The 13,520-nt window shown below is 69.0% G+C and carries 15 protein-coding genes; 5 read left to right on the top strand and 10 right to left on the bottom strand.

The window, feature by feature from the left end; all coding sequences use genetic code 11:
* The 8 genes from ACFWP5_RS48510 to ACFWP5_RS48475 form a co-directional block, all read right to left on the bottom strand.
* Window positions 1-405 (bottom strand): hypothetical protein (locus ACFWP5_RS48510; protein ID WP_384172521.1); only part of this gene is annotated, 405 nt, incomplete at its 3' end.
* A gap of 96 nt (window positions 406-501) precedes the next feature.
* A complete protein-coding gene (locus ACFWP5_RS48505) occupies window positions 502-912 on the bottom strand; it encodes a VOC family protein (protein ID WP_384172518.1) in 411 nt (136 codons plus the stop codon).
* A 681-nt stretch (window positions 913-1,593) separates the two neighbouring features.
* Window positions 1,594-2,202: a Uma2 family endonuclease gene (locus ACFWP5_RS48500; protein ID WP_384172515.1), complete on the bottom strand. Its 609-nt coding sequence runs from the start codon at window positions 2,200-2,202 to the stop codon at window positions 1,594-1,596.
* Window positions 2,203-2,374: 172 nt separating this feature from the next.
* Window positions 2,375-3,154 carry a succinate dehydrogenase iron-sulfur subunit gene (locus tag ACFWP5_RS48495; protein ID WP_384172513.1) on the bottom strand — a complete coding sequence of 260 codons (780 nt, stop codon included), beginning with the start codon at window positions 3,152-3,154 and terminating at the stop codon, window positions 2,375-2,377.
* Window positions 3,154-4,908, bottom strand: a complete 1,755-nt coding sequence (sdhA, locus tag ACFWP5_RS48490; RefSeq protein ID WP_384172511.1) for a succinate dehydrogenase flavoprotein subunit — start codon at window positions 4,906-4,908, stop codon at window positions 3,154-3,156. The genes ACFWP5_RS48495 and sdhA overlap by 1 nt, the downstream gene beginning before the upstream one ends.
* 24 nt (window positions 4,909-4,932) lie before the next feature.
* The gene (locus ACFWP5_RS48485; protein ID WP_384172508.1) at window positions 4,933-5,415 is read right to left on the bottom strand and encodes a succinate dehydrogenase hydrophobic membrane anchor subunit; all 483 of its coding nucleotides are present in this window, start codon (window positions 5,413-5,415) and stop codon (window positions 4,933-4,935) included.
* Between the two features lie 6 nt (window positions 5,416-5,421).
* Window positions 5,422-5,802: a succinate dehydrogenase, cytochrome b556 subunit gene (gene sdhC / locus ACFWP5_RS48480; protein WP_078652359.1), complete on the bottom strand. Its 381-nt coding sequence runs from the start codon at window positions 5,800-5,802 to the stop codon at window positions 5,422-5,424.
* A 256-nt stretch (window positions 5,803-6,058) separates the two neighbouring features.
* On the bottom strand, window positions 6,059-6,616 hold the full coding sequence (locus ACFWP5_RS48475) for a 2-oxo-4-hydroxy-4-carboxy-5-ureidoimidazoline decarboxylase (RefSeq protein ID WP_384172505.1): 558 nt from the start codon (window positions 6,614-6,616) through the stop codon (window positions 6,059-6,061).
* Between the two features lie 167 nt (window positions 6,617-6,783).
* On the opposite strand from ACFWP5_RS48475, the gene ACFWP5_RS48470 reads away from it, so the two are divergent.
* The 5 genes from ACFWP5_RS48470 (at window position 6,784) to ACFWP5_RS48450 (ending at window position 12,087) form a co-directional block, all read left to right on the top strand.
* Entirely contained in the window at window positions 6,784-8,457 is a 1,674-nt protein-coding gene (locus ACFWP5_RS48470) for a glycoside hydrolase family 20 protein (protein ID WP_384172502.1), read from the top strand.
* Window positions 8,458-8,564: 107 nt separating this feature from the next.
* On the top strand, window positions 8,565-9,242 hold the full coding sequence (locus ACFWP5_RS48465) for a DUF4328 domain-containing protein (RefSeq protein ID WP_384172499.1): 678 nt from the start codon (window positions 8,565-8,567) through the stop codon (window positions 9,240-9,242).
* Between the two features lie 145 nt (window positions 9,243-9,387).
* Entirely contained in the window at window positions 9,388-9,957 is a 570-nt protein-coding gene (locus ACFWP5_RS48460; protein WP_384172496.1) for a hypothetical protein, read from the top strand.
* A 124-nt stretch (window positions 9,958-10,081) separates the two neighbouring features.
* Window positions 10,082-10,483 (top strand): hypothetical protein, encoded by a 402-nt coding sequence (locus ACFWP5_RS48455; protein WP_384172494.1) that lies wholly within the window; start codon window positions 10,082-10,084, stop codon window positions 10,481-10,483.
* A gap of 128 nt (window positions 10,484-10,611) precedes the next feature.
* A complete protein-coding gene (locus ACFWP5_RS48450; RefSeq protein WP_384172491.1) occupies window positions 10,612-12,087 on the top strand; it encodes an MFS transporter in 1,476 nt (491 codons plus the stop codon).
* A gap of 23 nt (window positions 12,088-12,110) precedes the next feature.
* Here ACFWP5_RS48450 and ACFWP5_RS48445 read toward each other — a convergent pair whose 3' ends face one another.
* Window positions 12,111-13,301, bottom strand: a complete 1,191-nt coding sequence (locus tag ACFWP5_RS48445) for a Gfo/Idh/MocA family protein (RefSeq protein WP_384172488.1) — start codon at window positions 13,299-13,301, stop codon at window positions 12,111-12,113.
* 38 nt (window positions 13,302-13,339) lie between these two features.
* The coding region (locus tag ACFWP5_RS48440) for a hypothetical protein (RefSeq protein ID WP_384172485.1) at window positions 13,340-13,520 on the bottom strand (181 nt) is incomplete at its 5' end.

Raw genomic sequence — 13,520 nt, 5'->3', positions numbered from 1 at the left:
CGCCCCGGCCGTCGGCGGAACCCAGCCCTGCGGCGCGACGGGCGGCACCTGCTCCCGCTCCATGACCCCGCGCCGCCGGATCTTGTTGAGCACGAACACGTTCCCCAGGTGCATCACCCCGAGCACCAGCAGCACCACGCCCACCTTCGTCGACAGGGCCTCGAAGATGCCCCGGGCGTCGTCGATGGTGCCGTCGCCGCTGAGGTACAGGGCGACAAACCCGAGGTTGACGAGGTAGAAGCCCACCACCAGGAGGTGGTTCACGGCCTCCGCGAGTTTTTCGTTCCCCTGGAGGACGTCGGCGAGGAAGATCCGCCCGTTGTGGCTGAGCGTGCGGGCCACCCAGACGGTGAGTCCGATGCTGACGATCAGATAGATGACGTAGGCGATGACCGTGCGGTCCATGCGCCTCCCCCTTCTTGAACACGTTCAAAAATGCCGACAGGAAGAACTGTAAGAGCATTTTTGAACGTGTTCAACTTGCTTGCGCTGGGACCTGCGTCACACCCGCCGCGCCAGCTCCGGCCGCTTCGAGTAGTCCGTGAATCCGATGACGTTGCCCCAGGGGTCGGCGATCTCGACGGTCCACCCGGTGGCCACGGAGAACGGCGGGTCGAGCAGCGCGATGCCGGCGGCGCCGAGGTGCTGGGCGGCCTTCCGCGCGTCCGGGACCTCCAGCCACACGCGCGGCGAGGGCCAGGGGGGTGGCCTGTGTCCCAGCCCGTCTTCCTGCCGCAGGAGAACTCCGGGCGTCTCGCCGCCGACCTTCAGGATCGCGATCCCGGCCTCGTCGAGCCGGAACCCGAGGGTGAATCCGGCGCGCTCGTAGAAGCCGACGGCCTCGGGGAGGTCCCCGACGGGGAGGAGGACGTTGTCGAAGCCGAGCAGTTCGTACGACTCTTCATCTGACATGCCGTCAGATTAGGTGTTCGCAGATGAAGGACGTGGAGGGGCTGACCGCGGGCCGAACATGTGATCACCCGTTGAGGTGAAGCGCCCCGCATTCCCTCTCGGTACGCTCGGCGGACTGGACGACGAGTCGGCGTACCGCTGGGTGGGAGAGGAAGTTCTCTTGGCCAGGGAAGTACTGACCGTCAGCCTCCCGTCCCCGGACGCGGGGGTGGTGCGGCGGGCCGTCGCCGAGGCCATCGCTCCCTACGACCACAACGCCGACGGGGACGACCTGCCGCCGGGTGAGTGGGACTCGTGGACGATGGGAGCCGCGGGACGGGAGTTCTGGGTCGAACCCGGATCCGAGAGCGATCCCCTTGTCACCCGCGGCCACGAACCGGTTCGTGAGGGCAAGGTCCACTTCATCGCGCCGGATCGCTGCTCCGGGGGCCCGGCACGGCTCCTCGACCTCGACGCGGCGTCCGGGACGCCAACCCGGACATCCCGCCGCCGTTCGACAAGCGGTCCGGTCCCCTTCGTTCGGTTCCGGTCGACGCCGATGGCGGGCGTGGGCTGTTGCTCGTCATCCACTGCGCCGTGGCGTGGGGCGGGTATCCGCTCGGGGACGATCTCTTCGGGATGGGCGGGAAGTTGCTCTGGTGCGAGCTGGCGTCGGTCTGAGCCGACAGGGGCCCGGGGCCCTCAATCGCCCTTCGGCTGACCCGCCTTGAGGATCTCCGCCACGTCGAGGGTGACCTTCGCGCCGAGGGAGTCGGGGAGGGTGACGAGTTCGCCGGGGGCGTGGAGGCGGTGGGTCGCGTACTCGTCCCCCGCCGGGTCGGTGAGGACGTGGAGGCGCTGGTGGTTGCGATCGACGATGACGTAGACCGGGATCTTGGCCTGTGCGTACGCGGTGACCTTGGTGCGGAGGTCGGCCTTCCAGTTACTGGAAGTGACCTCCAGGACGAGTCGGAAGACCACGGGGTCGTAGCAGTTGTTCTCGACGAGGTGGTCTTCGATGTCGGCTTCGACGATGCAGAGGTCGGGAATCGCGTAGTCCTCGGGGCCGTCCGGCAGCCAGACACCGATGGCCTGGTGCACCTCGGTCTCGTTCTCATCGAGGCCAGCGGCCTCGAAAGGGCGAGTCGCCTTCTTCAGTGCCCTCGAATGAGCGACGTCGGGAGATGGCGTCACGAGGATCTGGCCTCCGATGATCTCGACACGGCGGCCCGGAAGGCGATCCATGATGCGGTTCGCCTCCACGATCAGCGACCGGTCGCCGTGCGGCTGCTCGACGGGTGCTGCGGACATCACGTGCCTCCCGTGGGCTGTTGTCGAGAGCATCATCGTAGGCCGGGCAGCCCTTGGGAGCCCTGAAAGAGGTGTTCACCCGATCGTGGCCCCGCACGCCCGAGGGCCCCGTTCCCAGAACAGGAACGGGGCCCTCATGGCCGTACAAGAAGACGTCGTACGAGAAGGATCCTCAGAAGCGCCGCGTGATCAGCGCCCGCTTGACTTCCTGGATCGCCTTCGTGACCTCGATGCCTCGCGGGCACGCGTCCGTGCAGTTGAAGGTCGTGCGGCAGCGCCACACGCCGTCGCGGTCGTTGAGGATCTCCAGGCGTTGTTCGCCCGCCTCGTCGCGGCTGTCGAAGATGAAGCGGTGTGCGTTGACGATGGCGGCCGGGCCGAAGTACTGGCCGTCGTTCCAGAAGACCGGGCACGAGGACGTGCAGGCCGCGCACAGGATGCACTTCGTGGTGTCGTCGAAGCGCTCGCGGTCCTCCGCCGACTGGAGGCGTTCCCGGGTCGGCTCGTTCGTGTCCTTCGTGATGAGGAAGGGCATGACGTCTCGGTATGCCTGGAAGAACGGGTCCATGTCGACGACCAGGTCCTTCAGGACCGTCAGACCCTTGATCGGCTCGACCGTGATCGGCTTCTCGGGGTTGAGGTCCTTGATCAGGGTCTTGCAGGCGAGACGGTTCTTGCCGTTGATCCGCATCGCGTCCGAGCCGCAGATGCCGTGGGCGCACGAGCGGCGGAACGTCAGCGTGCCGTCCAGCTCCCACTTGATCTTGTGGAGGCCGTCGAGGACGCGCTCCTTGGGGTCGATCTCCAGCTGGAAGTCCTCCCACGTCGCTTCCGCCGAGACCTCGGAGTTGAAGCGGCGGATGCGGAAGGTGACCGTGATGTAGGGGGAGTCGGCGAAGCCGGGCTCGGGCTGGCCGGCCGCTTCCGCCTTGTCCAGAACAGGGGTAGCCATCAGTACTTACGCTCCATCGGCTGGTAGCGGGTCTGGACGACCGGCTTGTAGTCGAGACGGATGGACTCGGTGCCGTCGTCGCCGACCTCGCGGTACGCCATGGTGTGGCGCATGAAGTTGACGTCGTCGCGGTTCGGGTAGTCCTCGCGGTAGTGACCGCCGCGGGACTCCTTGCGGGCGAGGGCCGAGACCGCCATGACCTCGGCGAGGTCGAGCAGGTTGCCCAGCTCGATGGCCTCCAGCAGGTCCGTGTTGAACCGCCGGCCCTTGTCCTGGATCGAGACGTTCCGGTAGCGCTCGCGCAGCTCCGCGATCTTCTCGACCGCCGTCTTGATCGTCTGCTCGGTGCGGAACACCATGACGTTCGCGTCCATGCACTCCTGCAGCTCGCGCCGGATGACCGCCACGCGCTCGGTGCCGGTGGAGTTGCGCAGGTGCTCGACCTGGTCGATGACCTGCTGCGCCGGGTCCTCCGGCAGCTCGACGTACGTCGCCTTCTGGCTGTACTCCGCCGCCGCGATGCCCGCCCGCCGCCCGAACACGTTGATGTCCAGGAGGGAGTTGGTGCCGAGCCGGTTGGCGCCGTGCACCGACACGCACGCGACCTCGCCGGCCGCGTACAGGCCCGGGACGACCGTGGTGTTGTCCGTGAGGACCTCACCCTGGACGTTCGTCGGGATGCCGCCCATCGCGTAGTGCGCGGTGGGCTGGATCGGGATCGGGTCCGTGTACGGCTCGATACCGAGGTACGTGCGCGCGAACTCCGTGATGTCCGGGAGCTTGGCGTCCAGCTGCTCCGGCGGGAGGTGCGTCAGGTCCAGGTACACGTGGTCGCCCTCGGGACCGCAGCCGCGGCCCTCCCGGATCTCCGTGTAGATGGAGCGCGAGACGACGTCACGCGATGCGAGGTCCTTCATGACCGGCGCGTACTTCTCCATGAAGCGCTCGCCGTCCTTGTTGCGGAGGATGCCGCCCTCACCGCGGGCGCCCTCCGTCAGCAGGATGCCCATGCGCCAGATGCCGGTCGGGTGGAACTGGAAGAACTCCATGTCCTCCAGCGGCAGCCCGCGCCGGTACACGGCCGCCTGGCCGTCGCCGGTCAGGGTGTGCGCGTTCGACGTCACCTTGAAGAACTTGCCGCAGCCGCCGGACGCGTAGATCACGGCCTTCGCCTGGAAGACGTGGATCTCGCCGGTCGCCAGCTCGTACGCGACGACGCCCACCGACGTCTTCACGCCGTCGACATCGGCGATCAGCTGGTCGAGGACGTAGAACTCGTTGAAGAACTCCACGCCCTCCTTCACGCAGTTCTGGTACAGCGTCTGGAGGATCATGTGGCCGGTGCGGTCGGCCGCGTAGCAGGACCGGCGGACCGGGGCCTCGCCGTGGTTACGGCTGTGACCGCCGAACCGGCGCTGGTCGATCGTCCCGTTGGGCGTCCGGTTGAACGGCAGGCCCATCTTCTCCAGGTCGAGGACCGAGTCGATGGCCTCCTTCGCCAGGATCTCGGCGGCGTCCTGGTCGACCAGGTAGTCGCCGCCCTTGATCGTGTCGAAGGTGTGCCACTCCCAGTTGTCCTCCTCCACGTTGGCGAGCGCGGCGGCCATACCGCCCTGCGCGGCGCCCGTGTGGGAGCGGGTGGGGTAGAGCTTCGTCAGGACCGCGGTGCGGCTGCGCTTCGTCGACTCGATCGCGGCGCGCATACCGGCGCCGCCGGCGCCGACGATGACGGTGTCGTACTTGTGGATCTTCATCAGGAAATTCCTCAGCCCCGTTGCCTAACGGATGTTCGGGTCGAAGGTGAAGATCACCAGCGTGCCCAGCAGGATGGTGAACACCGTGGCGGTGTAGAGCAGGCCCTTGAGCCACAGCCGGGTGTTCGCGCGCTCCGCGTAGTCGTTGATGACCGTGCGCAGGCCGTTGGCGCCGTGCAGCATCGCGAGCCAGAGCATCAGCAGGTCCCAGACCTGCCAGAACGGCGAGGCCCAGCGGCCCGCCACGAAGGCGAAGCCGATCTTGGAGACACCGCCGTCCAGCACGAGCTGGATCAGCAGGTGGCCGAGGACCAGGACGACCAGCACGACACCGGACAGGCGCATGAAGAGCCAGCCGTACATCTCGAAGTTGCCCCGGGTCGACTTCGGGGTCTTCTTGGTGCGCATGCGCGGGGCCTCGATGAGGGGCGCCGGGTTGTCTACGTTGTAGACGGACGCGCTCTCGACGGGGCCGATGCCCGACGTCGCGGTTTCAGTCGTGGACATGTGGCGTCAGCTCCCGAACAGAACACGAGCGGCGTGGCCGAGCACGGGGTAGATCGCCCCGAGCATGAGCACGAGCCACAGGCCGACGACTGACCAGAGCATCTGCTTCTGGTAGCGCGGGCCCTTCGACCAGAAGTCGACGGCGATGACGCGCAGGCCGTTGAGGGCGTGGAAGAGGATCGCGGCGACGAGGCCGTACTCCAGCAGTGCCACGATCGGCGTCTTGTAGGTGGCTACGACCTTGTCGTAGTCCTCGGGGGAGACACGCACAAGAGCGGTGTCCAGCACGTGTACGAACAGGAAGAAGAAGATGAGGACGCCGGTGACTCGATGAGCCACCCAGGACCACATTCCTTCCCGGCCGCGGTACAGCGTTCCAGCCGGCACGGAAGAACCCTCCGGGAGCGGGGATTTAGGGCCGCGCCGGCTTCTCTGTCGGTCGGGCCCGGCCGGGTACGGTCCACCGGCCCTCAGCATCGTAACCAGGCGCTGACGCGGGTCTTACGGCGGGCCTGCCGGTGTGATCAAACTGGCACCCAAAGGTGCACGTACGGGCTAGTTTCGGGCGGCCAGTGGGGTGGGGGGTTCGTGTTATTTGCCGGGTGCGGGCCGTTTGTGGCTGGTCGCGCAGTTCCCCGCGCCCCTAAAGACTAAAAACACTCAGCAAGCGCCCTCTTGCAAGGCGCCGTAGCTCCTCCGCGACCACCACCCGCTCCTCCTCCGGATCGTTCGTCAAACGTGACCGGATGCCTGCCAATACGTGGTCCAGGACCTCGTTCTTCGGTAGGTCGTCCACGCAGATGACGAACACATGGCCGAACCTCGCCTCGTACGCCGCGTGGGCCGCGTCCAGGGCCATGTGGGCGGCCTCGTAGGTGTCGGCCGGGATGGCGGGGAGGGACTCGCCCGCCAACGCCTCCGCCAAGTCCCCCGACGTCAGGTCGTACGCCGCCTCGTCGGACGCGGCGAGTAGGGAGTCCACGTCGGGGTAGGGGCGGTGGTCGGTGAGGCGGCGGGACCAGTGGAGGCTGTGGAGGCAGGTGAGGAGGGTGTGCCGGGCGTCGTCGGCGGGCGCGGTGTTGAACGCGTCCAGCGATTTCGGGGTCCGTGAGGTGCGGGACTGCTCGGGCAGCGCCGGAATGGCCACTCGGCCGGGGAGGTGGGGGAGGCGGTGCGCAGGCAGTGTGGATCCTCGCGTCACGGACGGTGCGGCAGGGGATGCGGTGAGAGATGTGGTGAGAAGTGCGTCACCACGTTATCGGGAGTGGTCATGAGGTGTCCGACAGATGCCCGAATTTCACCCGGACGGGAGAGTTTCGGAACGCGTGGTGGACACCCGCGATCCACCCGGGGCCGTAGGTTGGCGCCGTGAGCCAGCACAGGCGCCGCTCGTCGGCGAAGCAGGTGAAGCAGGTGAAGCGGAAGCGGGGGCTGATCGCGGTCGCCGCGGCCACTGTGGTGGTCGCGGGCGGGGTGGGCCTCGGGCTGTGGTCGGCGTCCGGCGACGAGGGAGGTTCCGGGGGCGCGGCGGTCGGGTCCGCCGACGAGACCTCCGCTGCCTCACGCGGCGCGGCCTCCCGTTCCGCGTCCCCGACGCCGAGTCCGACCCGGTCGTATCCGCTGTCGCGGACACCCCGCACCATTCCCGCCGTGCGCTCCCACACCCCCGCGCGCGGTCCCGGGTGGCGCCCCGCCAAGGGGGACCGGGTCGTCGTCGAGGACGCCGATCTCGTCGACGAGGGGCGGCTGATCGCCGGTGAGCTGGGGCTGACGTACGGCGGCGAGTCGAGTGACGTGCGCGCCGGGGACGTACGGCTGGCGCTGAACGACGACGAGGGTGCGAACCCGGAGTCGTACGCGATGACCGTGCGCGGCGGGCGGGTCAACATCAGCGGGCCCTCGGACGCGGGGGTGTTCTACGGCACCCGGACGCTCAAGCAGGAAGTGCACGGTGGCGGTACGGCGCCGGAGGGCGTCGTGCACGACCAGCCGGCCAAGCCGCGGCGCGGGTTCATGCTGGACATCGCGCGCAAACCGTTCACCGCGGCCTGGATCGAGGACCGGGTACGGGAGTTGGGTGACCTGAAGTTCAACGAACTCGGGCTGCACTTCTCCGACGACCAGGGCTTCCGGATCGAGTCGACCAGCCATCCCGAGGTCGTCTCCAAGGACCATCTGACCAAGGCGCAGGTCAAGCAGATCGTCGACCTCGCGGCCGGCCGGCACATCACCGTCGTGCCCGAGATCGACTCCCCGGGGCACCTCGGTGCGGTCATCGCCGCCCACCCGGATCTGCAACTGCGGAACGTGTCGGGCATCGCCACACGCGGTGCGATCGACATCTCCAAGGACGCGTCCGCCGCGATCGTCGACGAACTCCTCGACGAGTACGCCGGACTCTTCCCCGGCGACCAGTGGCACCTCGGCGGCGACGAGTACCAGGCGCTGACCGTCTCCAACCCCCAGGCTTCCTTCCCGCAGTTGGCCGCCGAGGCCACGAAGGCCTACGGCTCCGGCGGTACCGTCGCCGACCTCACCACCGGCTGGCTCAACGACCGCGCCGACACCGTCCGCAGCCACGACCGCACGATGCGGGTGTGGAACGACGGCTTCTTCAGGGGGACTTCGGTGGCGGCGGCCAAGGATCTCCAAGTCGCGTACTGGACGGGCAAGGAGATCGGCGCCCGGCAGCCCGTCGAGTACCTGAGCGCGGGGCGCAAAGTCCTCAACTACAACGACGAGTACCTGTATTACGTCCTCGGGGAGCCGCAGACCTTCGTCTATCCGACGGGGCGGCGGATCTACGAGCAGTGGACGCCTCGGGTGCTGCGCGGGACGCAGGCGGTCCCGGCGAAGTACGACGGTCAGATCCTCGGCGGTTCCTTCGCGGTCTGGTGCGACCTCGCCAACTCGCAGACGCAGAACCAGGTCGCGGCGGGTATTCGTATGCCGCTGCGGGCCACGGTCCAGAAGCTCTGGGATCCGGGGACGCCGGCGCTGACCTGGACGCAGTTCAAGTCGCTCGCGGACAAGGTGGGTTGAGCGGGGCGGTCGGCGCGGCTGGGCGGCTGCTGGACTTCAGGGATCGGCGGATCGTATGTTCCCCCTCCTGTTCGCACTCGGGGGGTTGCCGCATCATGTCCGTTCCCGTGCCTGGTCCCATACCCATGTCCTACCTGCGCTCGCCGATCGGCCTTGGCCGGGCCGCCGTCGTGCTGCTCGGGCTTGTCATTGCCGTTGATCTGTTCGCCGTCTACGCCGATTTCAGCCTGTACGACGTGACGGGCGACCTCGTGAACGGTGCGACCGGCGAGGCGGTGTTCCGGCGGACGGACGCGGTGGTGTCGCTCGACTCGCTGGCCGGGAAAGTCCAGTTGGGCTCGCTGGCCGTGTGTGTGATCGGGTACCTGTGCTGGTTCGTGCGGGTGCGGGCCAACGCCGGGGTGTTCGATCCGGGGGAGCAGAGCCTGCAGCCCTGGTGGGCGGTGGTTGGTTGGTTCGTCCCGTTCCTGAACCTCTGGTACCCGCGTGGGATCACCCTGGAGATCTGGGACGCCAGCGGCCCCGAGGGCACCCGCAGGTCGCATCTGCTGGTCAATGTGTGGTGGACGCTGTGGATCCTGTCGCTGATCGCCGACTGGATGGGCGACCTGCACTACGAGGAGCGCTTCGGGGCCGGCGGGAACCACGCCGTCGCCGAGTTTTCGCTGATTGCCGACGTCGCCGAGATCGTGGCCGCCGCGCTCGCGATCCTCGTCGTCCTGCGGCTGACCCGCATGCAGCACGAGAAGGCGCTGGCGAGGGCAGGGGTTCGGGTCGAGGTCTGAGGGATCCCGTCCCGTTGGCCGAAAACCTCTTCCTCTGCTTTCTCTGCCTGCTCGGGGGTGTCCCGTGTGACACTCCCGGGGTGGAGCACGCAGTCAGGGGAAACGCGGGCTTCATAGGGGAGGGGCCCCGCTGAGGGAGGTCTGGATGAGTCTGGTGGAACTGATCGCGCAGGCCGACGATCGCGCACTGGCCGTCGGCGGACTGGCTTGTTTGGATCGGTGCGTGCCGCTGCTGGGCGGTGACGACGAGGTGCTGCGGCCCCTGTGGACCAGCCTCGCGGACCCGGCCGTGGGGGAGACGTGGGGCGAGTCCCTGGAGCAGGCCCGTGCCAAGCTCCCCGCCCTTTTCGAGGAACCCGGCGAGGACCAGGCCGTGCGGCTCGCCCGCACGATGCTCGCGACCGCGCCGGCGGTCCCGGCCGGCACCGAGGTGCGGGAGTGGGCCGATGCCTGCTCGGTCGCCTCGCTGCGGATCCACCGGCTTCTCGAAGTCATGGCCCCGGCCGGCGACGCCGACGACATCAACTCCCGCCGTGAGGGTCGTACGGACGGCATGTCCCCCCTCGTCGCCGCCGAGCTGCGCCGTCAGGTCACCGTCCTCGAACTCCTCGCCGGAACCGGCTCGGGCGGACTGCGCCAGGTGCTCGCGGTGTCGACGGAGGGCCGGCGGGTGCTCCGCGCGGTGGTCTCGCGCCGGGCGCGCGGGCGGAGTTGAGCGCGGGGTCTGTGACGGTCGTGCGGTGGGGGTGGGGCGGTCCTGCGCCGGTCCGGGGAAATGCCCGGATCGGGGTGACGGAACACCGTCCCACCATGCTTTTCCTGGTGTGATGACAGAGCAGATGACAGACGTGACGACAGCGCGGGAGACCCGGCCCAGGGCCGCCGCGCGGCCCGTGCGGTGGGCGGCGGACGCGGTGGCGACGATGCGTGAGGGGGCCCGGGTGCGGCTCGACTACTCGGCGCAGAGCCTGTGGCGCGTCGACCGGATGATCGAGGAGATACGGCGGGACGGGGCGCCGTACGCAGCCATGGAGAGCGAGTTGCGCGGGTTCGGGGCGTATGCCGGTGAGGTGATCGCGCGGCAGACCGGCGGCGAGTGGTGGGCGACCGGCGGTGAGCACTGGCTGCGTACTCCGGAGGGCCGGTTGTGGGACCCCATCGACGAGGCGCGGCGGTGTTTCGGCGGGCACGGGTCGCTGCGCTTGCTGTGCCGGGACGCGGTGAACGGCGGTCGCCGGTAGGGCAGTTCGGCGGTACAGGGTCGCCGGCACGAGGCACGGCAAAATCGCCGCAATAAGAGACGCCAGCGTTCCCAAGGTGTGGGGTGCGGGAGGACGATGAGGGCGACCGCCGGACCCGGGGAGGATCCATGGCCGAGAACCGTCGTTGGTGGGCGCTGGTCGTCATCGCGCTCGCGCAGTTGATGGTCGTCCTCGACATGACCATCGTCAACATCGCACTCCCGTCCGCCCAGACCGACCTCGGCATGTCGGACGGGAACCGGCAGTGGGTCATCACCGCCTACACGCTCGCGTTCGGCGGACTGCTGCTGCTCGGTGGCCGGATCGCCGACCTCGCCGGGCGCAAGAACACCTTCATGATCGGGCTGATCGGCTTCGCCGCCGCGTCCGCGCTCGGCGGTGCCGCCGCCAACCAGGGCATGCTGTTCGGCGCCCGCGCCCTCCAGGGCGTGTTCGCCGCGCTGCTCGCGCCCTCCGCGCTGTCGCTGCTCACGACGACGTTCACCGACCCCAAGGACCGCAGCAAGGCCTTCGGTGTGTTCGGCGCGATCGTGGGCGCCGGCGCGGCAGTCGGTCTCCTGGCGGGCGGGTTCCTCACCCAGTACCTGGACTGGCGCTGGTGCCTCTACGTCAACGTGCCCATCGCGCTGGTCGCGTTCGCCGGTGCCTGGGTCCTGCTCAGCGACAGCTCCCGGCACCCCGAGGCCCACCTCGACATACCCGGCGCGCTCCTCGGCTCCCTCGGCATGCTGACGCTGGTGTACGGCTTCTCCGAGGCGGAGTCCCGGAGTTGGGGCGACGGCCTGGTGCTGACGCTGCTCGCCGCCGGGGTCGTGCTGCTCGGCGCCTTCGGGTTCTGGCAGACACGGGCGCGCGTTCCGCTGCTGCCGATGACGGTGGTGAAGGACCGTCAGCGGGTCGGCGCCTTCCTGACCATCCTGTTCGTCACCATCGGCATGTTCGGTGTGTTCCTCTTCCTCACCTACTACATGCAGCGCGTCCTCGGTTATTCGCCGGTCAAGACGGGCGTCGCCTATCTCCCCATCACCGTCGGCATGATCACCGGCTCGACCCAGATCGCGGCCCGGCTGCTCAACAAGGTCCCGCCGCGGACCCTGATGGTCCCGGGCCTGCTGCTCGCGGCGGGCGCGCTCGCGCTGATCGCCCAGGTGGGGGTGGAGCCCGCGTACGCCACGTACATCCTGCCCGGCATGCTGATGCTCGGCCTCGGCATGGGTACGGCGATGATGACCTCGGTGTCCCTGGCCACCGGAGGCGTCGCACCCCGCGACTCCGGCGCGGCCTCCGCCACCTTCAACACGGCCCAGCAGGTGGGCGGTTCGATCGGTACGGCCCTCCTCAACACGATCGCCGCCACGGTCACCACCCGCTACGCCACCGCCCACGCGGGCCCCGGCGCGAACCGGAAACTCCTGGAGGCGAAGGCCGCCGTGCACGGCTTCAACGTCGCCACCTGGTGGGCGATGGCCTCGATCCTGCTGGCCGCCCTCATCGCGGGCGTCCTGGTGAACGCGGACCGGGTGCCCACACCGGGCGCGGTGGCGAAGGAGACACCGCAACAGCCGGTGGACACCCCCATCTAGCCCTGCGACGTCGGCAACCAGCCCTACGACGCCTGCACTTGACCGCGTTCGAAGTAGGCGACGAGTTCCGGATCGAGTGGCGGTACCTCACGCGGGGTGCCGCCGTCCCGGAGCGACTCGGTGGCCCCCGCCCCGGCGGCCACCGCCATCCGTGCGGCGACCGGTGAGGTGTCGGTGCGCCCGCCGTGCCGTACGAACCGCAGGAACTCGTCGATCAACAGCGGGTCGGCGCCCCCGTGTTCGCCGTCCTGCTCGACGTCCGGCACCGTGTACTCCGCGTCGGCGTGCTCCCGGTATCCCGAGCGGCGGCTGTTCCAGACCTTCACCACCGCGCCCGGTCCGTCGCCGAAGTTCTCCAGCCGGCCCGCGTCGCCGACGACGGTGTAGTTGCGCCAGTAGTCCGGGGTGAAGTGGCACTGCTGGTAGGCGGCCAACACCCCGTTGTCCAGGCGCATGTTGACCAACGACACGTCCTCGACGTCGATGACCGGGTTGAGCGCCCGCTGGGTGTGCGGCGGCCAGTGTCCGTCCTCGGTGTACCAGTCGGCGGTCTTCGGCTCGCCGGGTGAACGCCGGTGCGGAAGGCCGCCGTAGACCAAGAGGTCGCCGAACGCCTGCACTTGGCGGGTGCAGCCGCCGGCCAGCCAGTGCACCACGTCGAGGTCGTGGGCCGCCTTCTGCAGCAACAGGCCGGTGCTGTACCGGCGTTCGGCGTGCCAGTCCTTGAAGTACCAGTCGCCGCCGTAGCCGACGAAGTGCCGTACCCACACCGTCTTCACGGCGCCGATCGCGCCGCCCTCGACGAGGTCGCGCATCAGGCGGATCACCGGCATGTGGCGCATGTTGTGGCCGACGTAGAGGCGGGTGCCGGTCTCGTGGGCGGTGCGCAGGACGCGGTCGCAGCGTTCGACGGTGATGTCGAGGGGCTTCTCGACGAGGACGGGCTTGCCCGCGCGCAACGCCTCGCAGGCGAGGTCGGCGTGGGTGTGGTCGGGAGTGAGGACGAGGATCGCGTCGACGTCGGGGGACACGACAACTGCCCGATGATCAGCGGTTGTTGACGCACCCGGGAAGTCCCGGGCGGCCTCCTCCCGAGCCGCCGGGTCGGGGTCCGCGAGGGCGCTGACGCGGGAGCCCGCGCCGGGGCGGTGGGCGACGCGGGCGAGGCTGCCGCGCAGGCCGTAGCCGAGGACACCGATACGGAGGTCGGACATGGGTCTCCTTAGTTCGCGGGGACGCCACGGGCGGACGTTCACCGGGGCCAGAGGGACCGTGCCCCGTCGGCGGGCCGGAGATGTGCCGGGCGGGCCGCGAGCTGTGACGTTTCTGTGAGGGGCGGCGCTGATGGCGATGCCACGGAGTCCTGCGAGTCCTGCAACGCGTCCACGCCGGACAGGTCGAACACCGCGTCTTCGGCATCCGAGGGCAGCATC

Source organism: Streptomyces sp. NPDC058469 (assembly GCF_042721125.1).
Taxonomy (GTDB): domain Bacteria; phylum Actinomycetota; class Actinomycetes; order Streptomycetales; family Streptomycetaceae; genus Streptomyces.
This window is presented reverse-complemented; position numbering and strand designations above follow the sequence as displayed.

Excerpts from the sequence above, each read along its gene's own strand:
- ACFWP5_RS48505 (WP_384172518.1), bottom strand. The coding sequence starts at position 912 with ATGTCAGATGAAGAGTCGTACGAACTGCTCGGCTTCGACAACGTCCTC.
- ACFWP5_RS48500 (WP_384172515.1), bottom strand. The coding sequence starts at position 2,202 with ATGTCCGCAGCACCCGTCGAGCAGCCGCACGGCGACCGGTCGCTGATC.
- ACFWP5_RS48495 (WP_384172513.1), bottom strand. The coding sequence starts at position 3,154 with ATGGCTACCCCTGTTCTGGACAAGGCGGAAGCGGCCGGCCAGCCCGAG.
- sdhA (WP_384172511.1), bottom strand. The coding sequence starts at position 4,908 with ATGAAGATCCACAAGTACGACACCGTCATCGTCGGCGCCGGCGGCGCC.
- ACFWP5_RS48485 (WP_384172508.1), bottom strand. The coding sequence starts at position 5,415 with ATGTCCACGACTGAAACCGCGACGTCGGGCATCGGCCCCGTCGAGAGC.
- ACFWP5_RS48460 (WP_384172496.1), top strand. The coding sequence starts at position 9,388 with ATGAGTCTGGTGGAACTGATCGCGCAGGCCGACGATCGCGCACTGGCC.
- ACFWP5_RS48455 (WP_384172494.1), top strand. The coding sequence starts at position 10,082 with ATGACAGACGTGACGACAGCGCGGGAGACCCGGCCCAGGGCCGCCGCG.
- ACFWP5_RS48450 (WP_384172491.1), top strand. The coding sequence starts at position 10,612 with ATGGCCGAGAACCGTCGTTGGTGGGCGCTGGTCGTCATCGCGCTCGCG.
- ACFWP5_RS48445 (WP_384172488.1), bottom strand. The coding sequence starts at position 13,301 with ATGTCCGACCTCCGTATCGGTGTCCTCGGCTACGGCCTGCGCGGCAGC.